25 protein-coding genes and 1 pseudogene are annotated in these 24,891 nt (G+C 61.7%); 5 read left to right on the plus strand and 21 right to left on the minus strand.

The window, feature by feature from the left end; genetic code table 11:
• Nucleotides 1–135: 135 nt before the first annotated feature.
• From THSYN_RS03125 to THSYN_RS03160, 8 genes and pseudogenes are all read right to left on the minus strand, one after another.
• Entirely contained in the window at nt 136–1,320 is a 1,185-nt protein-coding gene (locus tag THSYN_RS03125; RefSeq protein ID WP_100917856.1) for a hypothetical protein, read from the minus strand.
• A gap of 15 nt (nt 1,321–1,335) precedes the next feature.
• Nucleotides 1,336–2,109: a hypothetical protein gene (locus THSYN_RS03130; RefSeq protein WP_172965225.1), complete on the minus strand. Its 774-nt coding sequence runs from the start codon at nt 2,107–2,109 to the stop codon at nt 1,336–1,338.
• Entirely contained in the window at nt 2,090–2,554 is a 465-nt protein-coding gene (locus THSYN_RS03135; RefSeq protein ID WP_100917858.1) for a hypothetical protein, read from the minus strand. Before THSYN_RS03135 ends, THSYN_RS03130 begins: the two co-directional genes overlap by 20 nt.
• Nucleotides 2,555–2,646: 92 nt before the next feature.
• Entirely contained in the window at nt 2,647–2,916 is a 270-nt protein-coding gene (locus THSYN_RS03140; protein ID WP_100917859.1) for a J domain-containing protein, read from the minus strand.
• 42 nt (nt 2,917–2,958) lie between these two features.
• A complete protein-coding gene (locus THSYN_RS03145) occupies nt 2,959–3,609 on the minus strand; it encodes a hypothetical protein (RefSeq protein ID WP_157817420.1) in 651 nt (216 codons plus the stop codon).
• A 52-nt stretch (nt 3,610–3,661) separates the two neighbouring features.
• Nucleotides 3,662–3,901 (minus strand): hypothetical protein, encoded by a 240-nt coding sequence (locus THSYN_RS03150; protein ID WP_157817421.1) that lies wholly within the window; start codon nt 3,899–3,901, stop codon nt 3,662–3,664.
• Nucleotides 3,902–4,178: 277 nt separating this feature from the next.
• Nucleotides 4,179–5,645, minus strand: coding sequence for a glutamate synthase subunit beta (locus THSYN_RS03155; RefSeq protein WP_100917862.1), 1,467 nt, complete (start codon nt 5,643–5,645; stop codon nt 4,179–4,181).
• A pseudogene (locus tag THSYN_RS03160) lies at nt 5,638–7,398 on the minus strand (GltB/FmdC/FwdC-like GXGXG domain-containing protein); the annotation flags it as partial. The gene THSYN_RS03155 and the pseudogene THSYN_RS03160, both read right to left, overlap by 8 nt.
• Before the next feature lie 203 nt (nt 7,399–7,601).
• On the opposite strand from THSYN_RS03160, the gene THSYN_RS03165 reads away from it, so the two are divergent.
• The 3 genes from THSYN_RS03165 to THSYN_RS03175 all read left to right on the plus strand — a co-directional run bounded on the left by THSYN_RS03165 (nt 7,602) and on the right by THSYN_RS03175 (nt 10,466).
• Entirely contained in the window at nt 7,602–8,558 is a 957-nt protein-coding gene (locus THSYN_RS03165; RefSeq protein WP_100917863.1) for a hypothetical protein, read from the plus strand.
• A 12-nt stretch (nt 8,559–8,570) separates the two neighbouring features.
• Nucleotides 8,571–9,140 carry a hypothetical protein gene (locus tag THSYN_RS03170; protein WP_100917864.1) on the plus strand — a complete coding sequence of 190 codons (570 nt, stop codon included), beginning with the start codon at nt 8,571–8,573 and terminating at the stop codon, nt 9,138–9,140.
• A 342-nt stretch (nt 9,141–9,482) separates the two neighbouring features.
• Complete coding sequence (locus THSYN_RS03175) at nt 9,483–10,466, plus strand: Rpn family recombination-promoting nuclease/putative transposase (RefSeq protein WP_100917865.1); 984 nt, start codon at nt 9,483–9,485, stop codon at nt 10,464–10,466.
• 380 nt (nt 10,467–10,846) lie between these two features.
• Here THSYN_RS03175 and THSYN_RS03185 read toward each other — a convergent pair whose 3' ends face one another.
• From THSYN_RS03185 to THSYN_RS03205, 7 genes are all read right to left on the minus strand, one after another.
• Nucleotides 10,847–11,638 (minus strand): hypothetical protein, encoded by a 792-nt coding sequence (locus THSYN_RS03185; RefSeq protein WP_157817422.1) that lies wholly within the window; start codon nt 11,636–11,638, stop codon nt 10,847–10,849.
• A 196-nt stretch (nt 11,639–11,834) separates the two neighbouring features.
• Nucleotides 11,835–12,038 carry a hypothetical protein gene (locus THSYN_RS33360; protein WP_157817423.1) on the minus strand — a complete coding sequence of 68 codons (204 nt, stop codon included), beginning with the start codon at nt 12,036–12,038 and terminating at the stop codon, nt 11,835–11,837.
• A gap of 189 nt (nt 12,039–12,227) precedes the next feature.
• Entirely contained in the window at nt 12,228–12,734 is a 507-nt protein-coding gene (locus THSYN_RS03190; RefSeq protein ID WP_100917868.1) for a hypothetical protein, read from the minus strand.
• 183 nt (nt 12,735–12,917) lie between these two features.
• The gene (locus tag THSYN_RS33365) at nt 12,918–13,424 is read right to left on the minus strand and encodes a hypothetical protein (RefSeq protein ID WP_157817424.1); all 507 of its coding nucleotides are present in this window, start codon (nt 13,422–13,424) and stop codon (nt 12,918–12,920) included.
• Nucleotides 13,425–13,532: 108 nt separating this feature from the next.
• Nucleotides 13,533–14,030, minus strand: a complete 498-nt coding sequence (locus THSYN_RS33370) for a hypothetical protein (protein WP_157817425.1) — start codon at nt 14,028–14,030, stop codon at nt 13,533–13,535.
• Between the two features lie 12 nt (nt 14,031–14,042).
• The gene (locus tag THSYN_RS03200; RefSeq protein WP_157817426.1) at nt 14,043–14,390 is read right to left on the minus strand and encodes a hypothetical protein; all 348 of its coding nucleotides are present in this window, start codon (nt 14,388–14,390) and stop codon (nt 14,043–14,045) included.
• A gap of 214 nt (nt 14,391–14,604) precedes the next feature.
• Nucleotides 14,605–15,216: a hypothetical protein gene (locus THSYN_RS03205; protein WP_100917871.1), complete on the minus strand. Its 612-nt coding sequence runs from the start codon at nt 15,214–15,216 to the stop codon at nt 14,605–14,607.
• 189 nt (nt 15,217–15,405) lie between these two features.
• Between THSYN_RS03205 and THSYN_RS33375 the strand changes: the two genes are divergently transcribed.
• A complete protein-coding gene (locus tag THSYN_RS33375) occupies nt 15,406–15,834 on the plus strand; it encodes a hypothetical protein (RefSeq protein WP_157817427.1) in 429 nt (142 codons plus the stop codon).
• Between the two features lie 46 nt (nt 15,835–15,880).
• Here THSYN_RS33375 and THSYN_RS03215 read toward each other — a convergent pair whose 3' ends face one another.
• Both THSYN_RS03215 and THSYN_RS33380 read right to left on the minus strand, forming a co-directional pair.
• Nucleotides 15,881–16,267 carry a hypothetical protein gene (locus tag THSYN_RS03215; RefSeq protein ID WP_100917873.1) on the minus strand — a complete coding sequence of 129 codons (387 nt, stop codon included), beginning with the start codon at nt 16,265–16,267 and terminating at the stop codon, nt 15,881–15,883.
• A 243-nt stretch (nt 16,268–16,510) separates the two neighbouring features.
• Nucleotides 16,511–16,861 carry a hypothetical protein gene (locus THSYN_RS33380; protein WP_157817428.1) on the minus strand — a complete coding sequence of 117 codons (351 nt, stop codon included), beginning with the start codon at nt 16,859–16,861 and terminating at the stop codon, nt 16,511–16,513.
• A gap of 361 nt (nt 16,862–17,222) precedes the next feature.
• Here THSYN_RS33380 and THSYN_RS03220 point away from each other — a divergent pair, with 361 nt between their 5' ends.
• The gene (locus THSYN_RS03220; protein WP_157817429.1) at nt 17,223–17,582 is read left to right on the plus strand and encodes a helix-turn-helix domain-containing protein; all 360 of its coding nucleotides are present in this window, start codon (nt 17,223–17,225) and stop codon (nt 17,580–17,582) included.
• A 117-nt stretch (nt 17,583–17,699) separates the two neighbouring features.
• On the opposite strand, the gene THSYN_RS03225 is transcribed toward THSYN_RS03220, so the two are convergent.
• The 4 genes from THSYN_RS03225 to gltB form a co-directional block, all read right to left on the minus strand.
• On the minus strand, nt 17,700–18,110 hold the full coding sequence (locus THSYN_RS03225; RefSeq protein ID WP_100917875.1) for a type II toxin-antitoxin system VapC family toxin: 411 nt from the start codon (nt 18,108–18,110) through the stop codon (nt 17,700–17,702).
• Nucleotides 18,107–18,379, minus strand: a complete 273-nt coding sequence (locus THSYN_RS03230) for an antitoxin (protein ID WP_100917876.1) — start codon at nt 18,377–18,379, stop codon at nt 18,107–18,109. The genes THSYN_RS03225 and THSYN_RS03230 overlap by 4 nt, the downstream gene beginning before the upstream one ends.
• 115 nt (nt 18,380–18,494) lie before the next feature.
• The gene (locus THSYN_RS03235) at nt 18,495–19,961 is read right to left on the minus strand and encodes a glutamate synthase subunit beta (RefSeq protein ID WP_100917862.1); all 1,467 of its coding nucleotides are present in this window, start codon (nt 19,959–19,961) and stop codon (nt 18,495–18,497) included.
• Nucleotides 19,954–24,621, minus strand: coding sequence for a glutamate synthase large subunit (gltB, locus tag THSYN_RS03240; RefSeq protein WP_100917877.1), 4,668 nt, complete (start codon nt 24,619–24,621; stop codon nt 19,954–19,956). The genes THSYN_RS03235 and gltB overlap by 8 nt, the downstream gene beginning before the upstream one ends.
• Nucleotides 24,622–24,891: the final 270 nt, after the last annotated feature.

The raw sequence follows: 24,891 nt of genomic DNA on the forward strand, positions 1-24,891 counted from the left end.
CAGCTTTCCTCGTCACGAACTCATTCCGGAAGCGGACGAGCCAGATACCTTTTCTTAAGAGCGCATTTGGTTCATTGGCCCCACAATGTATTTGACCCTGACCCCTTATTCCCTCAAGACCTGACCCTGAACCCTTCAAACGTTCCCTGACCCTGCGTCTGAAACATACTTGCGCAATTCTTTAGTGTAACGCTCTAGCCACTTCCGATAACGTGGTTTTCCGTCGTCGAATTTCAATATCTTTTCATATTCTCGATGCGGGGCATGTAACAGAAGATCGGCTTTTCGACAATAGAAAAAAGTATAAATCTCCTCTCGCTTTTTTAGTGACGAAGCCTTTTCCGCTAGCTCCTCGACAAACGCATCGTGAAACCCCTCAAAATCTTGCTCCACTTGCTCTATGCACTTTGCAACATCATACGGAACTTCAATCTTAAGCTGAGCCGTGATCTCGCTGAGTTCGCCTTGTGCCCGAGCGTTCCGAAGAGCGTCGACAACTTCTCTAACGGAAGCCGAAAACGCATCCTTATTTATTCTCGACCAACACTCGCTGACCAGTCGCAACTCGTCATTATTGTTTGCCAGAAATTTTGTCAGAAATGTGGCGACGCGGGCATCCCAAGTCTCTCGCGATTCTGAAAGCTCCAGGCGTAGTATCTCCTCCTTAGGCAGCTTTCTTTTTGGCTCGCCGAAGGCAATGACTTGGAGAAAAAAATCCTTTTCAGATTTGTAACCATCTGCGTCGGGTGCCGAATAATCGTTGTCTGGATCTTTGTCTATTGGCGCCAGTCGATCCCTAATTCTGTCGAAGCTCGCGAGGCGCTCTCTCTCGTTCCGACTCATCTCCTCGTGATGCAGTATCGTGTCAATCGGCCAAGGTGCACCCGGAATCGTGCATATCTCCGCAAGAAAGCGCTTTACAGGAGCTTCCTTGTTTTCGGGGGGGAGCCCAGCCTTTGTAGTGGGGGTTTCGGCTGCGTCGGCATCTTCTCTGTTGCTGGGTGCGACCACATTTTCGCCCAAGCGGGACCAGCCAACCTGAAATAACGCCTTGATTGGCGCCGGATGCTTTTTGTAAAACGGTTCCCGCCCAGATAACAGCGCCTTTTCCCTCATCCCCAGAGAGATTACGGCAGCCGCGACCTTGCAGGCTAGCTCGATATCGTGGCTATTGTGCATGGACCAATAGCGCCGCGCCAGCGCCAGGCTGGCATTTACAAGCCCCCGCTTGACTATACTGTATTGTTCTTCGCTCAGCTCAGCTTTGAGAGTGCGAAGCACCGCGAAAACAGGAGCTTCGGCAACAGTCGCGACAGTCATTAAACCTTCGGCTAATCAATCAAGGGGAGCAAAAAAATCGTCGAGGGACTCACCGGGCTGCAATCCCGTAACCCTTTGCTCCAGTTTGTTCTGGGCATTCGCAAATACTTCATCGGCTAGACCGAAAATGCTTTTGCGGCTCTTAATCGCGTCGGCAAGTATTTTCGCAAGAGTAGGATGCTGCCCGTTGATCAGGTGATATAAGTATTCCCGCGAGCCGGGTTCGGGCGCTTCGGCATAGGCTTGATCCGCGCCGGGGTCGTACCCGTACAGACCGTCCTCCGTGTCTTCGGTTTCCGATCTCGCTTCCGCATCTGCGGTATGCATAATCTCTAAACCATAGAGAGCAAGATGCAGATACATGATCCCAGAATCCGAGTGGGAGATGATCTCCATTAGTTCAGCCAACTGATCCGCGTCGTCTTCCCGACCGAAAATGTAAGTGAAGAATTCCAGTGCATATTGGCTGGCAGCATCGGGGTCTTCGCGAATGCTCGTCTCCCAGTGAATAGGCTGTATCTCGATGACGTCGCGCAAGATTTCCGGCGTAATCAACCAGCTTGCAATGCTCGGGATCGTATAATCGTGTTCACCCAAAATCTTCGCCAATACGAGCGGGTCGGTTTGACGCAGGACCTCTCTTGCTAATTCATCCCCCCGTGCGGAGGCAAAATCCTCCAGAGCGGTCCCAGCGCTCTTTCCTGACTGCTCAGCCAAGGCGACAATCATGTTTGCCATATCCTGAGTCGATAAGGCCAGTGCCTTTTCGTTAGTTAAAGTCACTTTCATAAGCCTCGTCTTGCATGTCATATGGAATAGTGTCATCGTCCGTCTCATCGCTCTCGTCGCTCGCTCCGGGTCGATCTTCCCAATACCGTAGCGTTGTCAAAACCGCGAGCGCAAGGGTTTCCGGGTCGGCTTGTTCGAACGACTTGATGAAGTCGCGGGCGTCCCGGTGTACTTCAAGATGAGGGCGAATCGCACCCCATTCCGGAATATCGCCGTCCCCAAGGAAATGGGACAGGAACGCCCCAGCCCGTAGACGAACCATTTGATGCACTGCCAGCGCGACATAATCGGCTGTCAAAGACTCGAAATTCTCGATTCCGAAAAGCGTGCGCCTGGTAGATGCGAGGAATCTTTCCAATGCGTCTGGCTCTTCCTGATCCCGATATGATGAAAGCGTCTCACAGAAGAAACTATAGGTTTCATCGAAAGAGTCTATTGGAGTCATTTTTTCCTCTGCTGTGCTGTTTAAGCGACCGAAGGATCGCGCGCGGGTCTTCGGTTACCACCACAATCCGGGATGAGCGTCAAGTTGCTGCATCAGATGCATCTGTCCCAATAAGCGGAAGCGAGCTTTGCAGCATCCAGGACGATGGCGTTTCGCAATGCCCGGTCGTAGTCATGGCGCAACTGCTGGTCCGAGAGAGTCTCAAACGCCTTGCGTACAATCTGAAAGCTTTCTGCATCTCCGGTTTCGCGGTCTGGATGGTAGCGCATCGCAAGCGCCCTATAAGCATCTTTTACATCTTGCGTGGTAGCCTCGGATGAAATGCCGAGGACCTGATAATGCGTGAGGCCAGCCGTAATCATCGTAAATACCAGGAAACCGAAAGAAGTCTCGGGTAGTGCATGCTAAAACCAAAGATAGGAACCCAAAGCCACCAAGAGCCCACTAATCACGGCGCTTCCCAGGGCAATCAACCAGTCGCGGCGCGATTTCTGTCGTTCCTGTTGAGCCAGCTTCGCGGCATATTCGTCAAGGGCCGGACCGTAGGACAGAAGTTCGCTATAGAAGCGCTTGATGACTTCTACATCGGAGACATAGCCGTCAAGGGTAGCCCCAATTTCGGCCCCCACGTCCTTTCGCGCCCGGTGCTCGGTGACCTGTCCGGAGAGTTCGTTGAGCTTCCGCTTGATGTCCCAATAGTTTGGGATTACCTGGTTGAGGACTTCCAGCGGGTAATTATCGACCACCTGAGTGATCTTGACCCGCAACGACAGGATCGTACCGTCTAGCGCGTCGAACGCCGCCCGGTAGATGTGGCCGATAGACTTGTGGATGTTGCGGGACGCATAGTCGGGATCGGCGGCACCGGCCGGCGCCTGACTTCCCACGCGCGCCACGATGACCCGCATCAAGTGGTCGAGCGCGTCGCGAAGCTCTTTGATGACCTGTAGGTTGGACCGGGAGTCCGGATCGACCTCTTCTGAATAAAGGATAAGCGCCTTGGCCTGAACGTATAGGTCGGCGAGCGCCCTCAGGTCCGGGATGTCTTGGTCCAAGGTAGGCTGTTCCTGCGGGGGATCGGACGGCAAATCCATGTCTGATAGTCCCTCAAGGCAGGTTCAGCGCCTTGACCTTACGGATGTGCTCGACGTACTCGGTCGCAGTGTAGAACCGTCCGGCGCTCAGTCTCACCGAGCCGCGGTTACGCTCCGCGTAGAGCGCTGCCTTTTTCCGGTCCACGTCTGCCGCGGGGGAGATATCCTCAAAATCCCGCTCTATTAGTTCAACCAATCCAGTGACGCCAAACTCGTCACACAGTGTCTTACGGGTCTCTTCGGCGAGGGTCATTGCCATGGCATCGTTGGCGTCGTCGACTGGGGCGACATGCTCACCGGGTGGTTTTCCTGGTGGGGTCGGTTTGAGAAATTGCCGGGTGCGCGGGCGGGGTCTTGTGTCGACTCCTCGGTAAATCTCTGCGCAGGATAGTAGTCCCGCCCGCCGCGCTACGCAAGGGACCGCCCCCTTTGCGAGCCGACGGCTGGTCGTCACCGGAGGTCGGCCGTCCCCTTACGGAAGCGGCCACTGAAGCCGCTTTCTCCATGATTCGGCTGGCGGGACGCCAGCCCTACCTCGGCAAATCCGACCTTCCCATCAACCACTCATCCACCGCCCGCGCGCACTGCCGCCCCTCGCGGATGGCCCAGACAACAAGCGACTGCCCACGCCGCATATCCCCCGCCCCGAACACCCCAGGCACCGAAGTCTGGTAGGCCCCCACCCCCTCGGTCGTCGCCTTGACGTTGCCGCGCGGGTCCAGTTCCAGCCCGGTCTCGGCCTTCAGCGCCTCGATCATACCGACGTGGACGGGGTGCACGAAGCCCATGGCGAGCAGCACCAGGTCCGCCTTGAACTCGGCCTCGGAGCCGGGAACCTCGGACATCTGCCAGCGGCCCTGAGCGTCTTTGTCCCACTGCACCAGGCAGTACTTGACCGCCTGGACCCGGCCCTGGTCGTCGCCAATGAAGCCCTTGGTGAGCACGTTCCAGTGGCGCTCGCAGCCTTCCTCTTGCGATGAAGAGGTACGCAGCTTGTTCGGCCAATCGGGCCAGGTCAGGCCCTTGTCTTCCCGGACCGGCGGCTTGTCCAGGATCTCGATCTGGGTGACGGACTTGGCGCCGTGGCGGTTGGAGGTGCCGATGCAGTCCGAGCCGGTGTCGCCGCCGCCGATGACCAGGACCCGTTTGCCGTTGGCGTTGATGAACTCGTCATCCGGGACATAGGAGCCCTGCACCCGCTTGCTGTTGCGGGTGAGGAAGTCCATGGCGAAGTGGATGCCCGAGAGTTCCCGGCCGGGTGCCGGCAGGTCGCGGGGCGCTTCGCAGCCGCCGGCCAGGACCAGGGCGTCGTAGTCGGCGCGCAGCTTGGCGACCGGGATGTCGCGGCCGATGTGGGCGTGGGTGTGGAACTCGACGCCTTCGGTGCGCATCTGCGATTGGCGCCGGTCGATGAGCTTTTTGCTGAGCTTGAAGTCCGGGATGCCGTAGCGCAGCAGGCCGCCGATGCGGTCGGCCTTCTCATAGACGGCGACCTGGTGGCCGGCGCGCGCCAGTTGCTGGGCGCAGGCGAGCCCGGCGGGGCCGGAGCCGACCACGGCCACCCGCTTGCCGGTGCGCCGCTCCGGGACCTGGGGCTTGATCCAGCCCTGCTCCCAGGCCTTGTCGACGATGGCGCATTCGATGGTCTTGATGGCCACCGGGGCGTCGCCGATGTTGAGCGTGCAGGCGGCCTCGCAGGGGGCGGGGCAGATGCGGCCGGTGAACTCGGGGAAGTTGTTGGTGGAGTGCAGGACCTCGATGGCCAATTGCCAGTCGCCCTTGTAGGTCAGGTCATTCCAGTCGGGGATGATGTTGTTGACCGGGCACCCCTGGTGACAGAAGGGGATGCCGCAGTCCATGCAGCGCGCGGCCTGGGTGCTGACCTCGGCGTCGGTCAGCGGGATGACGAACTCCTGATAGTTGACGACACGGTCGGACACCGGCTCGTAGCGGCGGTCGCGCCGGTCATGTTCCATGAATCCGGTCGGCTTACCCATGGCTGATCTCCCGCGTGACCTTGATCGGGCGCTGCTTGGTGGGTTGGGGTGGACGGCTTTGATTGGCCTGCATCTCGGCCAGGGCCTGTTTGTAGTCGACCGGCATGACCTTGATGAAGCGCGGCAGGTACGCCTCCCAGTCATCGAGGATGCGGCGGGCGACCTCGGAGTTGGTGTAGTGCAGGTGGCGCTCGATGAGGCCCTTGAGGCGCTGGGCGTCGAAGCGCGTCATGTCGCGGCTTACGTCGACCAGACCGTGGCCCTCCAGGTCGCCGCCCTGGTGGTCGAGCGCCTCCAGGGCCGCGTCCTCCGGGGTGATGGGTTGCAGTTCGACCATGGAGAGGTTGCAGCGGTCCTCGAAGGTGCCGTCGCCATTGAGCACATAGGCGATGCCGCCGGACATGCCGGCGGCGAAGTTGCGCCCGGTGTGACCCAGCACCACGGCGATGCCGCCGGTCATGTACTCGCAGCCGTGGTCGCCGACGCCTTCGACCACCGCGGTGGCGCCGGAGTTGCGCACGCAGAAGCGTTCGCCGGCCACGCCGCGGAAGTAGCACTCGCCGCTGATGGCGCCGTAGAGCACGGTATTGCCGATGATGATGTTGTCTTCGGCCCGCGCGATGGCGCAGTCCCGCGGCGGGTAGATGATGAGGCGCCCGCCGGACAGGCCCTTGCCGACATAGTCGTTGGCCTCGCCTTCCAATTCGATGGTGACGCCCTTCGCACTCCAGGCGCCGAAGGATTGGCCGCCGGTGCCGCGCGCCTTGATGTGGATGCTGTCCTCGGGCAGGCCGGCGTGGCCGTAGCGCTCCGCCACCCGGCCGGAGAGCATGGCGCCGAAGGTGCGGTTGTAGTTGTGCACCCGGGTCTCGATGGCGACCGGCTCGCCGCGTTGCAGGGCGGGTTGGGCCTGCTTGATCAGGTCGTGGTCGAGCGATTGGTCGAGGCCGTGGTCCTGGGTCTCGCGGTTGGAGATGGCGACCTCAAGGCCGACCTTGGGCTTCATCAGGAGGCGGGTGAAGTCCAGGCCCTGGGCCTTCCAGTGGTCGAGCGCGCGGCGCATCTCCAGGCGGTCGGACTGGCCGATCATCTCGCTGACGGTCCGGTAGCCCAGGCGGGCCATGATCCGGCGCATCTCCTCGGCGACGAAGAACATGTAGTTGATGATGTGCTCGGGCTGGCCGGTGAAGCGCTTGCGCAGTTCCGGGTCCTGGGTGGCGACACCGACCGGGCAGGTGTTCAAATGACACTTGCGCATCATGATGCAGCCCGAGACGATCAGCGGCGCGGTGGCGAAGCCGAATTCGTCGGCCCCCAGCAGGGCGCCGATGACGACATCGCGGCCGGTGCGCAGACCGCCATCGACCTGCACCGCGATGCGCCCGCGCAGGTTGTTGAGTACCAGCGTCTGATGGGTCTCGGCGAGACCAATCTCCCAGGGGGAGCCGGCGTGCTTGATCGAGGTCAGCGGGGACGCGCCGGTGCCGCCGTCGTAGCCGGCGATGGTCACATGGTCGGCATGGGCCTTGGAGACGCCCGCGGCGACGGTGCCGACGCCGATCTCAGACACCAGTTTGACCGAGATCCGCGCCTTGGGATTGACGTTCTTGAGATCATGGATCGCGGTGCTCAGCCCGACGCTCCGACCGATTGGACGATCGATGGGTCGAGGCGAACAGCAGCGGGGCACACAGCCAATTCTCCCCAAGGACAAGCCGACGGGCGGCGTGGATGCGTGCTTGTCCGCAACCCGCTAATCGCTTAACCTTTTCCTGAAACCTTAAGATCGCGCGGCCAAACCAGGGAACGCCAGATTGCACCCGGCCTCCGGCGGGGGGCCAGCGTACAAGGTATTTTTGCGTTCCGAGCGCGAAATTGCCTCCCACCTCGCCGGCCTTGGTCGGCTGCGCCAATGCTGCGATACCGAATGACAGTAAAGCGAAGGGGAGTGAACTTATGAAATTGCTGCAACTTCGTCTCGCATCGGTCCGTTACGATGGCGACAATATCGGCAACGATATCACTATCGACGTTCAGGCCGGCAGCGTATTCTTCTCCATGAACAAGAGCCTGTACGCTGGGGCTAGTGCTTCTATCGGCAAGATAGTCGCCGAATTTACTGCCGCAAGCAACCCCTCGGTAATCCCCATTGTCGCATCCGTCACGGAGCGCGATCCGGTGTTCAATGACTCAGGTCGGAGTGCAGGGGAATTTTCGGTCGCTCTCGGTGCCGCAATTCTCCAGACGTTCCACTTGGCCATACCCGTAGAAGAGAAAGGGGCCGTGCGCTCCGCCGGCACCGCGCTATTTACACTTGAGTTCACAGCGGAACTGGCAGAGGCGATACGATACCTGCCGCCGTCCTCTGACGGATTTACCGTGGTATTGGAGGAGCCGAGCAGGAAGAGAATATCCCTGCCGACCGCGCTGGCGGTGCAGGTCGAGCGTATCGCAGGCGGACGCGAGTATTTTGTGATCCGTGAAGGGTCGCTGAAGGGCAAGCGTGCCTCTGTCTCACTGGGGAGCGACAAGCACTCGCGGCTCGCCGCGGAGAACCCACAGACACCGCCGATACAACTGGTCTTCTCCCTTTCAAAGAAGGAACTCAGCACCGAGGACGGTCGGTCCACCTATGCTGCGGTCTCTGATGTGGAGCCGGTCTCCCCCGGGCTCTATGACTTGGAGATCCCGGACGCCCCTCACGTCGGAGGTCTCAACTATCCTGATGCGCCCCATGCGCGCACTTGGTTTCGCATCGGGCATCAGGGGCGCAGTTACCTGCATCCCGGTGCCATGTCGCTCGGCTGCGTGACCGTCACCGAAACGGCCCGGTGGGAAGAACTTTATCACCTGCTGATCGTGGCAAGAAAGGGAGATGGCGTTTCGGTCGGCGTCCTGCGGGTTGTCGAGTGAGTGCGCCCGCAGATGGATAAGACACAGTTCCGCTCCCTCGCGCTCGTCGGTCCGCTGGCGATTCTCGCAATCGTCGCAGGCTGTTCCCCGCAACCCGACGGAGAATTGAAGTTGCAGGCGGGCGACGAGGCCAGACCGGAGGTTATCCTGCGGAAGTTTCGGCTGGGAACGGATGACGCCGACCGCTGGCTTGCACAGGCGGTCTATGACGATGGTCTGGCCGTCATGAATCGCCAGGTAGCCCCCGAACTGCGGTGGGGACCGGCTTACAAGGCGTTCTGTTACAGCGCGCAACTGCACCCGACGGCCCAATCACTTTGGCACTGTGCCGATGTCTTGGTCGGGTCGGCGCAGGGCATGACCGGCCCCGAGGCGCCCGCCCTGCGGCGCGCCGTGCTCTGGCGTATTGCGATGCTCTTCACGTCCGCGCTGGTGCTCGACCAGTTCGATCGTGGGCTCACGACCGAGCAGCGAGCGCAGGCGCAACGGGATCGGGACTGCATTGCGGATTATCTGAGCGATCACCACGGGTACCGGCCGCGCTGCGGAACGGCTGCACTATTGATCGACCAGGCCGAATGACAAGGGCAGGCTTTCGCGATTACAATGGCGTGCGCGCCGCGGGACGTTTCGGCTTTGTGGCGGCTTGGTGTCGCAACGCAATAGTGGCGTCCCCGGAACTCTCGCACGCCGTTCCGGCTCGGCGTGGTGCCGATCCGGCGGCCGTCGGTGAAGGTGGCGGCGGGGCCGTCCCGCGCCCGGATCGGGCCTATCATCAGCCGCACCGCGCAGTGCGCCCGGAGGTTCCCCATGACCCGATACCTGAAAGCGATCTACGAGGGTGGCATCTCTACGGCGCCTCCCACCATCTCCCTGCTGCAATGGATTCGACCCTGGCCGTTTATTCCTTAAATCTCTGATGCCATGAACGAGATCGCCACACCCCACGACACCTTCTTCCGCGAGAGCTTCGGCCGCCGGGAGATCGCCCTGGACTTCCTGCGACACCATTTGCCGGCCGAACTGCTGGCCGAGATCGACCTCGAAACCCTGGAAATTTCAAAGGACACCTACGTCTCCGCCGATCTGCGCTCGGCCTACTCCGATCTGGTCTATCGGGTACGCCATCGCGACGGACCCTTGACGATCTATGTCCTGTTCGAGCACAAGAGCAGCCCCGAGCACTGGACCGCGCTGCAACTGCTGCGCTACCTCGTGGCCGAGGGCGATGCGTACCGCAAGCAACACCCCAAGGCCCGCTTGCTTCCGCCGGTCTATCCCTTGGTGATTTATCACGGCAAACGCCGCTGGCGCGCACCCGGTAATTTCCAAGACCTGATCGCGCCCCTTCCGGCGGTATTGTTGCCCTACGTGCCGCGGTTTACCTACGCGCTACATGACATCTCGGCCCGCACCAACGCGGAGATTAAGGGCGAGGTACTGACACGCCTGGTGCAGTTGGCGATGCGTTGGATCTTCAGCCAGGAGCCCCTCGCGCGGCTGAGTGACCTCCTGACCCTGATCGAGCAGGTCGAGGACCGGGCCACTGCGCTTACGATCCTGGAATCCCTGCTGCGCTACTATGTCCAAGGCACCGGGCGTGTGGAAGAACACGATGTCCGCGCCCTGCTGGAAAAGAACCCCACCGGAGACCCGATCATGCAAACCTTTATCGATCGCTACATTGAGCAAGGCAGAAAAGAGGGAATCGAGCAAGGGATTGCGCGCGGTCGACAGGAGGGTTGGCAGGAGGGCGAGGCCGCTATGCTCCTGCGGCTGATCGACCGGAAATTTGGTCCTCCGAGCGAGCCGGTGCGCGAACGCATTACCAGCGCGGATCCCGAAACCCTGCTGCGCTGGTCGGACCGTATCCTCACCGCGGACAGTCTGGACGCTGTGTTGCATTGAGCGGCGCAGAAGACATGCTACGTCCCCTATTTTCCCCTGGGAGCATCCCGGGGCGGCGGACGGCGACCTGTGCGTGCAGGGCCTGGTCAATCTGGAGAAGACGATCCCGGATAGCGTGCTGGAGGTGATCCCGGTGCACGGGCACGGCGAGTACGGGGGCGAGGCGGAGGGGCTGCACTATGTCACCCGTACCCCGGGGGTGGGGAGCGATGCCCGGCGTACCGCGCCGGTATTATTCAAAGGAAATATTAGCGTACATCCCCGTTCTTTGTCCGTCCCCGGCTCTCCCCTATTTTTGCGGTGAGGGCTGCCACGTCCACAATGGCCTCGCGAGGGCGCACGACGCCGTTGGTTCGTCCTCATAGGACTCTGATTAGGCTTTATCGCCGCCCGCGCTGGGCCCGCGCCCCTTCTGGTGTTTGATTGATGACCCCAATCCATACCGCGATATCGACATTGGATATTAAACCCATCTTTTTTATCGCTGGAGTAACTTTGAGTTCAGTCATGATGCGTTGGGAGATCTCCCGAGCTTGAATTTCGGCACTCTCAGCATAATAAATGACTACGCCTGACACATCACCTTTCAGCTCGGCGACATCCATGACCTGATAACCGCCGGAACTGATCACGTCGGTGAATCTTCGCGCCTGGTCGGGCTCCTGGTTCGTCGCAATGTGAACACTATATTGCCTGTCAGTGCCTATCGTATAAGGAACAGGTTGCGCACCAACGCGACCTAAATAAATCTCACCGACGTCGCCCTCAATGGGAAAGGCAAGACTGAAGTATGAACTCGTCTTATCAAGTAGTATCCAGGCGCCTTCCCCCGTCACGCATCCAGCTTCTTCACTCGGCTTCGGTGTTGTTGCCTGACAAATAGCAGCGCTTCTCGCCCGATCCTCTTTACCGCCGGTATGGGAATACTGCAAGACAAAATCATCCAAGAAAGTTTTTGAATCGTCAGCCGACGGTTCCACGGCAAGCTTCAGCACCAACAGCCGAAGATGCGACGGCGTCTGGAGAGCCCGTTTGTCGTTTGCAATACGTGTCGTAAAATAGTGGCCTACGATCTTCATGCCCTTTAGATCGCCAGCAGATACGGCTAACGCACGTTCTCCGAAAAGGAAAAGTACCGCAGCGATGACTGATGCAGACAAGAAATGTGGCATTTTCGCGATCTCCTAGTGATTAGCTACGCTTGAGAACCAGGCTTGACATCAAGCCCAACGCGGGGCGCGCCTGCTCCAGGCCGGGGCAGCGACCTCGGACCTTAATGGTGCGCGCCCGCCCTTCGGCCGCCCATTGGGTAATCTTCTACCAGGCTGGCCCGTACCCGCTCTTCCCCGATTACCTCGGATTTAAAAATTAGGGGCAGCGCCAGTTTTGGCCATCACGGGTGAAATAGCGGTGCCTCTCGCAGACGTGGATGTTGCGCATATGGCACCAGCCGACGGCTGGTTCCCCGCAAATGGCGCATTTCTTTTCGCGGAGAGAGGCACAACCCGGCAACAATACGCTGGCCAGTCCAACCAACACCAAACGTTTCTTTTCATCAATAGTCGTCGACATGATCTCTCTCCAACGATTACCGCGAGAACGTTCAAGCCAACGGCGCACCATAGCGTGTCCCGGACATTGATGATATCTCGGGAATGCTTGTGATCGACGGCTCGCATCGCGCGCAAGCCTTCACCCGAGGACAACGACTCAACTGTCGGGTTGCTGAGCGCGCCGTGCTTGCCATAGTTCTTGGCTCGACTACCTTGGGGTCGGTGCGGCGGACCATCTTGTGCACCCCCGGTAAGCTTGCCCGTCGCGACACGTTATCATAATCGGGGGCGCGTTCACCTCTCCCGCAGCGGCTCCCGAGCCGGCGATACTGCCTTTGACCTCATTGCCATTGGCGTCGTGATACGAGAATTTGCCCTCCCGTGATACCAGTATTTCCTTGGGTGCTTTCCAAATGAGCCCGCCGCTGAGTTCGTCCACACCGCAGTAATGCGCCGCAATGAAGTCCCTGACGACTTCGCGCCTCGCATCAAGCGTGAAGTTAATCGTCAGGTTCATCTTTCCGCACCGGGAGTCACCGGCATAAGGGGTGTCCTGTGCGCTCTTCGCGTGGGCGTCCTCGATTGCCTGGGCGGTCACGCGGACCCTCTTGCCCGGAGGAGCGGTGTCCGTCGGCCCCTGTGTCTCTCGTAATTCCCCTTGGCACCCGGCAGTCAAAAATGTCGCGAACACCACCCCGATCGAGAGATTCTTCATGCGCTAGGTTCCACTGATAGTAATGAGAATCACGTCTACCCCTTTGCCTGGGGAGAAGCACCCGATTGTCAAGATCCCAATGGGCGTTCTCGGCCGCTGTTCATTTGTGTCATCTTTCGGCATATTTTCCGGCCCCCAGCAAGCCAAGAACGCCTGACAATCCGCTATTGCGATGCCTCCCCCCTATTCACCGGCCGCCGACTGTAGACCAAATACGATAATCGGCGTCTCGCCGTCCTGCCGCTTCTGCGAAATCCAGTGACGGCCCTTGGCATCGGTTGCCTTGACGCCTTCACGGTCTACCTGCACCGTGCCGTCTCGCGCGATCCCCACGACGGCCTCATCTTGAAACTTCAGTCCCCCATATTCCGTGTAGCCGATCGTCTTATCAATGGCGATCTTGATATCATGGGAGCCCAGGCCATCAATGATGAACTCCGGATCGCCGGTGCGGCCGCCTGTCAATACCATCGTGGCCGGTATCTGTACTCCGGGTTTGAGAGTCTTGAATCCTGTTCCGTTGGTCGTGGTCGTGATTTCGATGTCAGAAGCCGGATTTGGATAAGTCGTCGCGAAACGGTATACGTCGGATCCTCCAGGGTGCGAATTCCCTGGCTGAGGCCCTCCGGCATGTCCCGGCGAAACAGTCATGGCGCCGAGGATCACCGCCACAAAGAGTTGAATCTTCATCGTGCTTTCTCCGCTGAGTGAGTGTGGTCAAGACATTACATCGAGCCTTAGTTGACGGAAAGTCAGTTTCTCATCTTGGTTTGACTCCGCCCCCTTTTCTTCCGACGCCTATCGGGAAGCGACGGGAATTTCACCGAGGTCGATCGCTTTCATCTCGGGCGATATCTCGACAAGCGCCGGATTACCGTTGTTATCCAGAACATCGCTGAAGCGGACACTGGTAGGAGTCACAGTGTAGCGTCCGGGTTGGACGCCGACGAAAGCAAATACACCACCGGCACTTGTTCTTGAAAGTTTGTCCGTTCCGTTTGAAACCATACGCACCGTGCCTTCCGACTGTGTGAATCCTGAGAACTTCCAGAGGCATAGCTCAAGGGATCCCACAGGGTTTCCCGTTCCGCGTGCGATGAGCTTACCGCGAAGTTCCGCTCCACGGTTTTCCCGCTGAGGTTGATCATACGTTTGGACACGAACCGGCCTAAGAATTGTTACGTCAACGGTTGACGAAGCGTCTGTTAAAGGCTTGGCCGAGGTACAACCACTTGTGGCTGCCGCGAAGGCTAAGGCCCCAGCGATAAAGGCGATGACGTTCCGATAAGCGTTCATTTTTGCTCAGTGCTACTTGAAAATATCCTTGCAATGTTCTCGTTTCTGAATCCAGGTCCAGCCTTTCTGGATGTAGGCGACCCCGGTGTTGTCGCTCACGATCAAGATGGGATCTCCCTTTTTTAGGCTCTTTCTGGATATCTTCTTTCCGGATTGATCACAGAAGACAATGTCCTTGTTAAGAAGGACCTGCCCGCCGGAATGCGTAAGGGCGTTTTCGCTCAGATAAACAAACGTTTGCGATTCCGCGCCAACAGCCGCCGCTGGTCTGGGGTGAAACGCAATGGCGCCGATGAGCGATATGCCGAAAAGGGCGCTTGCCCAGCCAAGTGACCATTTGTGCCTCGAACTCATCATCACTTCAGTTCTCCGTCAGTTGAGTGGTTTGCTTGCCGGGACGGTACCGCTGTGTCGATTGCCTTCGGATCAGCGACCGGGGTCCGCGGCGCCGAGGGTCAAGGGAACAATTCCAAGGCGTGAGCCGCGTTCGCCGGGGATGCCTGGACGAACGTTAGACTCAGCCTCGGCTGCCAAGTGATTAGGCAATACCTGACCAGGACCTCTCGCTTCGACCTTAAAGCAATTTGGCAACGACCGCCGCCGCCTGCTCCGCGAATGCCTTGCGCAGTATCTTCGGATTGGCCCGGATTTCCTCCATCGTAAATTTCGTCTGCTCGGAGAAAGGCGTTGGCGCTGCCCAGTCCTCTGCCACCAATCTGCCGTCGGCCGTCTTGAGCTGATAGTTGACGCGCAGCATTGCGACCCAGTAGGAAGACAAGGCGTTGGTCTTGGTGATGCCGAACACCGGCACTTCGAGTAGGAAGCGATCACGGCCATCGTCAGCAACGAGCTTACCGAATCGCGGATCGCGCTTTAGCCGCTGGGTAAATTGCTCACGCACGATTTCTCCAACATCTATCCCGGAGTCCTTCAGGAAAGATGTGAATTTCTCCGCGGCGGATTGTTGCATCGTGGCGGCCGTCGCCGCCCCAGCGACCCCGAAGAGCACCCCCAGGGACGCCTCAGAACCGATGATGAAGGGCCGGTTGGTGATGCGGACCGATTTATCGACGGACACAGAGCGAATCGCTGCCAGGTCCTCCGGCTTTAGAGCCTTGCTGGCGCCGCATCCGGCGATGGCAACTGAGGTCAGCAACACGAGCAGTAAGCGGTAAAAGGTGGGCATCAGATTCTCCTGGCGTTTCTGGCGTTTCGGGCGATCGTCATAAAGACGACACCAAGGTTCAAGCAAAAGTGTCGCGCGCCGGTACGACACCAGCCCGCTCGCGGCGACCGCACTAGCAGCCTGAAGGCGCGCCCTGGCTTGTGAGCGAGGGTCAGGCCCTTCTTGGCTTGCGCAAGTGCCGTTCGACCGTTGTTGCGTTTCGCGCTATCAGGGACAACGCCAGTTCACGCCATTCTGCGTGAAATAGCGGTGTGTCTCGCAAACATTGATCTTTCTCATGTGACACCAGCCCACCGCTGGGCGACCACAAATGGCGCATTGCTTTGTCTTGGCGGTGTTCTTGCATATCCGCTTGCCGTCTTTGACATAGCACTGGGATTTGGTTGCGGCTTGGGCCTCCTGAATCGGGAGGACCAAGATACCGCCGGCGAGGAAGACCAACAGGGTAACGGCTACCAGCCTCTTCATAATTGCTTTCCGGAAACGCAATGGACTCTCGAACAAACGCGGGAAGCCCGCGCGCGCCGCCTGGGCATGCTGCGCACCAAGGCCGTCCGCGCGGCACAGTCGGGCCTTGCCGAGGCAGCGGATGCGATGGTGTTACGCATTGGGAACTGAAACGGGCTGCTTTGGCGAACAGTTGCCCACAGGTCCTGGCGGATAGTCACTGTTTCTTGACGAACCCGTAGACCGTCTTACCTTCTATGGTCATGGCTCGGCTGATCCAGACACCACGTTTTCCGTCCTTTGCTGATACGCCGTCCGTGTCCGTGGTGACGGTATCATCGGCGAGTATCTCCAGAGTGCAGGGATCGGGAAAGGTCAGTTGCGCCACCATGGAGCCCTTGGGGAATTTCAAGGTCCCGCCAGCCGGGATCTCGAGCTTCGCGACCTTCTGGTTGGGGCCGAAAGTGATTTGGCTACCCGCTGGTATCCGAGAGCCCTCAAGAAGCTTTACGCGATCGGCGGGGGCCAACTCTTCGGCGCGGCCGGATAATGAGGCGAAGACGAGGAAGCCGACAAGAATGATTCTGGACAAGACGCGAAGCATGGCCGTATCTCCTCAGTTTGTTGTCGTTCGGGTGCGGACACTGGCTGGAATCGGGGCGACCCGGGTCAGCGGGCGCTGGACCTCCTTGACTTCGACGGGCGGTCGCTTCCAGGTTCAATTTTGGGGGATCTCTGCTGTCGTATAAGGCACTCGGCCCCATCTCCCCCGAGAGTGGGGCGCGGCGTTCATGGACGCAAATGACTTCAGGCACCATACCTTTGGCCGTCGCGCTTTTCACCAGACCTACAAAGACTGGCGTGAGCGCTGTGCCACGTTTCCGGTGCTACGGGTCACGGTGATGCTACTTGAATAACTTGAGCCGTTCTGAAATTTGCGGACCGGCGTCACATTCACGCTGTCGTCGTTGCCGATTGCCAGGAAATAGTCCCCCGCGCAGAGGCTTCCAAACTGGACTTGGCCTCCGGAACTGCGTCGAGTTGCCACGGCGGCTGAGTTTCCAGGAACGCCGGAGCGAAGCTCAACGGTGACACCTTCGCCGAAGGTCTCAAGCGTTATGTTCCAGGTGGTGGTGCAAGCCTCTGCACGTGCCATGAGCAAAAGTGACGTAACAACTGCGCCGAGCATGGGTTTCATAGCGTTTTCCCCGCTAATATGTCATCTGAACGCGATTGGGTCAGTTGAATGGTGACCTACTGAGTCTCCGTCGGATGAACGACATCAGATCGAGCCCGCCTGGAAGTGCCGGACTTCCAAAGCCCCGCGACACCCTTGCGTCGCCTTGTCCAGCAGGGCCTCTCGTGCCCCGGCCTGGCCGCTCGCTGCCCGCGCTGCGATCCGGCGCCGGGTGCCGGGCCACTCCATGCTTCGCTGATCGGCGCTAACGGCGCACCGGGGACGCCGGTTGACGAGGATCGAAGGATAGTAACGGTCTCTTTCCGCACGGATGCCGATACTATCGTACCGGCGTGGGGATAGCAATACTATCCTTGCGCCCATGTCGATTTCCGAAAGAATCCGCGAGGCACGTGAGGTCAAGGGCCTGTCGCAGGCGGACCTGGCAGCGACGGTCGGCGTGAGCAGGGGCGCCTGCGGCCATTGGGAGCAGGGAAAAACGGTGCCGAGCGTGGAGCATCTCGCCGGTGTCGCAACGGTCTTGGGGGTCCGCTTCGAGTGGCTGGCGACGGGTAGGGGGCGTCGGGACTACGATCCAGCGGTAGGCGAGGAGCATTCGGTCAGTTGGGGACCGTCGGTTCCAGCCGTGTCCCAAGAAGAGCGCGAACTGATCGCGGTACTGGCGCGCCTCCCGCCGGTGTCTCGGTTGAGGCTGGTTGAGTTTCTTCGGTCGATTCCCTGATGGAGAACTCGTCAGCGCCCGAGTGGATCGGATACGGCATGCCTGCGGAACGTAAATCGGGGACGTGCCCCGGTTTACCCCTCGTCGGGATGCTTAGCGCTGGTCGTGAAGCGCCCGCTAGCGGAGCCAGTTCTCCAACCGCAGCCCCGGAACCCGCCCGAAGTCATCCAGATTGTTCGTGACCAGGATCAGACCCTCGGCCAGGGCATGGGCGGCGATCTTGGTGTCCATGCACCCGATCGGCTGCCCTCTTCGCCGTAGGTCCGCGGCCACGGCGCCGTACCGGTCGGCAGCCCGTGCTCCCCAGTCCAGGACTGGCACATCGGCGAGAAACGCGTCGATCAAAGCGCGGCGGCGCGCGGCCTCGGCTGGCAAGAGCGCCTGTCCGTAACGTAGTTCGGCCCGGGTCACGGCGGAAATCGCGACCTGATTCGCCCGCAGCGCGGTGCGGACGCGAGCGACCAGTGCCATGTCATGCTTCTTGAGGAAGTAGCTTGCGATGTCCGTATCCACCAGGTACCGGATCATTCCGTCCAGTCTTCCAAGGGGTTGCGGGGACTCTCGACGGGGTTTTCACGCTCGGCGAGGAAGTCGTGCGGTAATGGCGATTCGTCCAGGAGGGCAAACAGGAGCGTCAAGCGGTCCTCGTCGGGACCGGGTGCTTTGGAACTCAGGGTAATCTCGCCGGTCGCCTCATCCTTGCGCACCCAGACCTCCTCGCCGGCCAGTTCAAAGCCCGGGGGCAGGCGTAGGGTCTGCTGGTGGCCGGTGGTCTCGAGTTTGGCGGTTGCGATCATGGGGCTGGTCTCGCAGTAGGAGCTACGGGGTAGGTTACACCAGTCGGACCGGCAAAGAAAAAGCGGCCCGCAGGCCGCTTTCTCGACTGCCCCCGGGGGCGGGACGCCCCCGCTCCTATCGCGGCAAATCCGACCGCCCCATCAACCACTCATCCACCGCCCGCGCACACTGCCGCCCCTCGCGGATGGCCCAGACGACGAGCGACTGCCCACGCCGCATATCCCCCGCCCCGAACACCCCAGGCACCGAAGTCTGGTAGGCCCCCACCCCCTCGGTCGTCGCCTTGACGTTGCCGCGCGGGTCCAGTTCCAGCCCGGTCTCGGCCTTCAGCGCCTCGATCATACCGACGTGGACGGGGTGCACGAAGCCCATGGCGAGCAGCACCAGGTCCGCCTTGAACTCGGCCTCGGAGCCGGGAACCTCGGACATCTGCCAGCGGCCCTGAGCGTCTTTGTCCCACTGCACCAGGCAGTACTTGACCGCCTGGACCCGGCCCTGGTCGTCGCCAATGAAGCCCTTGGTGAGCACGTTCCAGTGGCGCTCGCAGCCTTCCTCTTGCGATGAAGAGGTACGCAGCTTGTTCGGCCAATCGGGCCAGGTCAGGCCCTTGTCTTCCCGGACCGGCGGCTTGTCCAGGATCTCGATCTGGGTGACGGACTTGGCGCCGTGGCGGTTGGAGGTGCCGATGCAGTCCGAGCCGGTGTCGCCGCCGCCGATGACCAGGACCCGTTTGCCGTTGGCGTTGATGAACTCGTCATCCGGGACATAGGAGCCCTGCACCCGCTTGCTGTTGCGGGTGAGGAAGTCCATGGCGAAGTGGATGCCCGAGAGTTCCCGGCCGGGTGCCGGCAGGTCGCGGGGCGCTTCGCAGCCGCCGGCCAGGACCAGGGCGTCGTAGTCGGCGCGCAGCTTGGCGACCGGGATGTCGCGGCCGATGTGGGCGTGGGTGTGGAACTCGACGCCTTCGGTGCGCATCTGCGATTGGCGCCGGTCGATGAGCTTTTTGCTGAGCTTGAAGTCCGGGATGCCGTAGCGCAGCAGGCCGCCGATGCGGTCGGCCTTCTCATAGACGGCGACCTGGTGGCCGGCGCGCGCCAGTTGCTGGGCGCAGGCGAGCCCGGCGGGGCCGGAGCCGACCACGGCCACCCGCTTGCCGGTGCGCCGCTCCGGGACCTGGGGCTTGATCCAGCCCTGCTCCCAGGCCTTGTCGACGATGGCGCATTCGATGGTCTTGATGGCCACCGGGGCGTCGCCGATGTTGAGCGTGCAGGCGGCCTCGCAGGGGGCGGGGCAGATGCGGCCGGTGAACTCGGGGAAGTTGTTGGTGGAGTGCAGGACCTCGATGGCCAATTGCCAGTCGCCCTTGTAGGTCAGGTCATTCCAGTCGGGGATGATGTTGTTGACCGGGCACCCCTGGTGACAGAAGGGGATGCCGCAGTCCATGCAGCGCGCGGCCTGGGTGCTGACCTCGGCGTCGGTCAGCGGGATGACGAACTCCTGATAGTTGACGACACGGTCGGACACCGGCTCGTAGCGGCGGTCGCGCCGGTCATGTTCCATGAATCCGGTCGGCTTACCCATGGCTGATCTCCCGCGTGACCTTGATCGGGCGCTGCTTGGTGGGTTGGGGTGGACGGCTTTGATTGGCCTGCATCTCGGCCAGGGCCTGTTTGTAGTCGACCGGCATGACCTTGATGAAGCGCGGCAGGTACGCCTCCCAGTCATCGAGGATGCGGCGGGCGACCTCGGAGTTGGTGTAGTGCAGGTGGCGCTCGATGAGGCCCTTGAGGCGCTGGGCGTCGAAGCGCGTCATGTCGCGGCTTACGTCGACCAGACCGTGGCCCTCCAGGTCGCCGCCCTGGTGGTCGAGCGCCTCCAGGGCCGCGTCCTCCGGGGTGATGGGTTGCAGTTCGACCATGGAGAGGTTGCAGCGGTCCTCGAAGGTGCCGTCGCCATTGAGCACATAGGCGATGCCGCCGGACATGCCGGCGGCGAAGTTGCGCCCGGTGTGACCCAGCACCACGGCGATGCCGCCGGTCATGTACTCGCAGCCGTGGTCGCCGACGCCTTCGACCACCGCGGTGGCGCCGGAGTTGCGCACGCAGAAGCGTTCGCCGGCCACGCCGCGGAAGTAGCACTCGCCGCTGATGGCGCCGTAGAGCACGGTATTGCCGATGATGATGTTGTCTTCGGCCCGCGCGATGGCGCAGTCCCGCGGCGGGTAGATGATGAGGCGCCCGCCGGACAGGCCCTTGCCGACATAGTCGTTGGCCTCGCCTTCCAATTCGATGGTGACGCCCTTCGCACTCCAGGCGCCGAAGGATTGGCCGCCGGTGCCGCGCGCCTTGATGTGGATGCTGTCCTCGGGCAGGCCGGCGTGGCCGTAGCGCTCCGCCACCCGGCCGGAGAGCATGGCGCCGAAGGTGCGGTTGTAGTTGTGCACCCGGGTCTCGATGGCGACCGGCTCGCCGCGTTGCAGGGCGGGTTGGGCCTGCTTGATCAGGTCGTGGTCGAGCGATTGGTCGAGGCCGTGGTCCTGGGTCTCGCGGTTGGAGATGGCGACCTCAAGGCCGACCTTGGGCTTCATCAGGAGGCGGGTGAAGTCCAGGCCCTGGGCCTTCCAGTGGTCGAGCGCGCGGCGCATCTCCAGGCGGTCGGACTGGCCGATCATCTCGCTGACGGTCCGGTAGCCCAGGCGGGCCATGATCCGGCGCATCTCCTCGGCGACGAAGAACATGTAGTTGATGATGTGCTCGGGCTGGCCGGTGAAGCGCTTGCGCAGTTCCGGGTCCTGGGTGGCGACACCGACCGGGCAGGTGTTCAAATGACACTTGCGCATCATGATGCAGCCCGAGACGATCAGCGGCGCGGTGGCGAAGCCGAATTCGTCGGCCCCCAGCAGGGCGCCGATGACGACATCGCGGCCGGTGCGCAGACCGCCATCGACCTGCACCGCGATGCGCCCGCGCAGGTTGTTGAGTACCAGCGTCTGATGGGTCTCGGCGAGACCAATCTCCCAGGGGGAGCCGGCGTGCTTGATCGAGGTCAGCGGGGACGCGCCGGTGCCGCCGTCGTAGCCGGCGATGGTCACATGGTCGGCATGGGCCTTGGAGACGCCCGCGGCGACGGTGCCGACGCCGATTTCCGAGACCAGCTTGACCGAGATCCGCGCCTTGGGATTGACGTTCTTCAGATCATGGATGAGCTGCGCCAGGTCCTCGATCGAATAGATGTCGTGGTGCGGCGGCGGGGAGATCAGGCCGACCCCGGCGGTGGAGTGACGCACCCGGGCGATCCAGGGGCTGACCTTGTGGCCGGGCAATTGGCCGCCCTCACCGGGCTTGGCGCCCTGGGCGATCTTGATCTGGAGGTCGTCGGCGTTGACCAGGTATTCGGTGGTGACGCCGAAGCGGCCGGAGGCGACCTGCTTGATGGCGGAGCGCTCGGGGTTGCGGGTGCCGTCCGGCAGCGGGTTGAAGCGCTCGGACTCCTCGCCGCCCTCGCCGGTGTTGGACTTGCCGCCGATGGCGTTCATCGCCTTCGCGAGCGTCGAGTGGGCCTCGTAGCTGATGGAGCCGAAGGACATGGCCCCGGTGGCGAAGCGCTTGACGATCTCCTTGGCCGGTTCGACCTCGTCGAGCGGGATCGGAACCTCGGCCCATTTGAAGTCCATGAGCCCGCGGAAGGTCAGCAGGTGCTCGTTCTGCTCGTTGATGAGGCGCGCGAACTGCTCATAGGTCTCCCAACTGTTGGCGCGCGCGGCGTGCTGGAGCTTGGCGATGCTGTCCGGGGTCCAGGCGTGGTCCTCGCCGCGCAGCCGGAAGGCGTAATCTCCGCCCACGTCCAACTGGGTGCGGTAGATCTGCTCGTTGCCGTAGCCCTCGGCGTGCCAGCGCGCCGCCTCCTGGGCGACCTGCTCAAGACCGATGCCCTCGACGGTGGTCTGGGTGCCGGTGAAGTAGCGTTTGACGAAGGGGGTGTTGAGGCCCACGGCATCGAAGATCTGGGCGCCGCAATAGGACTGGAAGGTGGAGATGCCCATCTTGGACATGACCTTCAATAGCCCCTTGCCGACCGCCTTGATATAGCGCTTCTGCGCCTCCTCAAAGCTCAGCTTCTCGGCGAAGCCCGGCAGCAGCGAGGCGATGGTGTCGAAGGCGAGATAGGGGTTGATCGCCTCGGCGCCATAGCCGGACAAGACCGCGTAGTGATGGATCTCCAGCGCCGCGCCGGTCTCCACCACCAGGCCCGCGCTGGTGCGCATCCCCTGACGGATCAGGTGATGGTGCACCGCGGAGGTGGCGAGCAGGGCCGGGATCGGGATCTGGTCCAGGTTGGTGTTGCGGTCCGACAGGATCAGGATATTGTAGCCGTCGTGCACCGACTGCTCGGCCTCCTGGCACAGGCGCTCCAGGGCCGCGCCCATGCCGGAGGCGCCCTCGGTGGAGGGGTAGACCATGTGCAGGGTGCGGGTGCGGAAGGCACCGCCCGAGTTGTCGTCGATGTGGCGCACGCGCTCTAAGTCCTGGTTGGTCAGGACCGGCTGGTTGACCTCCAGACGCCAGTGCTTGCCGGCCTCGTTGATGCCCAGGAGGTTGGGCCGCGGGCCGATCAGCGACACCAGCGACATGACCAGTTCCTCGCGGATCGGGTCGATCGGCGGGTTGGTCACCTGGGCGAAGTTCTGCTGGAAATAGCTCGACAGGTGCTTGGCGCGGCGCGACAGGACCGAGGGCGGGTTGTCCGCACCCATGGAGCCGACCGCCTCCTGGCCCGTCACCACCATCGGGGTGAGCAGGAACTTGATGTCCTCCTGGGTATAGCCGAAGGCCTGCTGGGCATTGAGCAGGGTGTCGGCGTCCGGGGCCATGGGGGCGACGTTGGTCGGCAGGTCGTCCAGGTGGATCTGGGTCCGGTTGAGCCACTCGCGATAGGGGTGGGCGCCGGCCAGCGCCGCCTTGATCTCGGCGTCGTCGATGATGCGGCCCTGCTCCAGGTCGATCAGGAGCATCTTGCCGGGCTGCAGCCGCCACTTCTTGACGATGCGCGACTCTTCGATGTCGAGCACGCCCATCTCGGAGGCCATGATCACGAGATCGTCATTGGTGACCAGGTAGCGGGCCGGGCGCAGGCCGTTGCGGTCCAGCGTGGCGCCGATCTGGCGGCCGTCGGTGAAGGCGACGGCGGCGGGGCCGTCCCAGGGCTCCATCAGGCCCGCGTGATACTCGTAGAAGGCGCGCCGCTTGGTGTCCATCTGCTTGTTGCCGGCCCAGGCCTCGGGGATCAGCAGCATCATGGCGTGGGCCAGGCTGTAGCCGCCCATCACCAGCAGTTCCAGTGCGTTGTCGAAACTGGCGGAGTCCGACTGGCCCTCGGGGATCAGCGGCCAGATGCTGTCCAGATCATCGCCCAGGACCTCCGAGCGCATGGTGTGGCGGCGCGCCGCCATCCAGTTGAGATTGCCGCGCAGGGTGTTGATCTCCCCGTTGTGGCAGATCATCCGGAAGGGGTGGGCGAGATCCCAGGTCGGGAAGGTGTTGGTGGAGAAGCGCTGGTGCACCAGGGCCAGGGCCGAGGCGACGCGCTCGTCCTGCAGGTCCAGATAATAGGAACCCACCTGGTCGGCGAGCAGCATCCCCTTGTAGGTGATGGTGCGCGCGGACATGGAGGTCACGTAGAAGGCGGTCTTGTCGAAGCCGGCCGCGCGGATCTCGTTGTCCATACGCTTGCGGATCACGAACAGCTTGCGCTCGAAGGACTGCGCGTCCGGGCAGTTGTCGCCGCGGGCGATGAAGACCTGGCGGACCACGGGCTCGGTCGGCAGCACGCTCTTGCCGAGCACGGTGTTGTCCATCGGCACGTCGCGCCAGCCGAGCACCCGCTGCCCGCCCTCGGTCAGGCGCCGCTCCACCGTTGCCTGGGTCTGCTCCCGCGCCGCCGGGTCCTGGGGCAGGAAGACCATGCCCACGCCGTAGGTCCCGGCGGGCGGCAGTTCAAAGTCCAACTCCGCCCGGAAGAAGGCGTCCGGGACCTGGAGCAGGATGCCGGCCCCGTCACCGGCCCGCGGGTCGGCACCCACGGCGCCGCGATGGGTCAGGCGTTGCAACAGTTCCAGACCCTGCCGGACGATGGCGTGGCTTTGCTGATTCTTGATATGGCAGACGAAGCCGACGCCGCAGGCGTCATGCTCGTTGGCTGGGTTATAGAGACCCTGTGCGGGCGGAAGGGCACGCAGGCTCATCGCTGACCTCGTAGGTACCTGGCATGACGGTTGGGACTGTGTCGCGCTGGGCGTCACGTATCCACCTGGCAACAGCCGGGGTCGCTTGACCCGGGCCGACCGACACAATCCCCGGAAATCCGGTGTCTTCGGACCCCAACTGGTGGCCGCTTGAGGCGTCCACCAGGCAGGAAACTGGAAACGGGGGCTTGAGCGTCGCCGGCCATTGAGTTTCGGCCGACGACGCGCGACCGCCGATCATAACGCGCAAGCATTCCCTGTGCCATGGCC

This window comes from Candidatus Thiodictyon syntrophicum (assembly GCF_002813775.1).
In the GTDB taxonomy this organism is placed as follows: domain Bacteria; phylum Pseudomonadota; class Gammaproteobacteria; order Chromatiales; family Chromatiaceae; genus Thiodictyon; species Thiodictyon syntrophicum.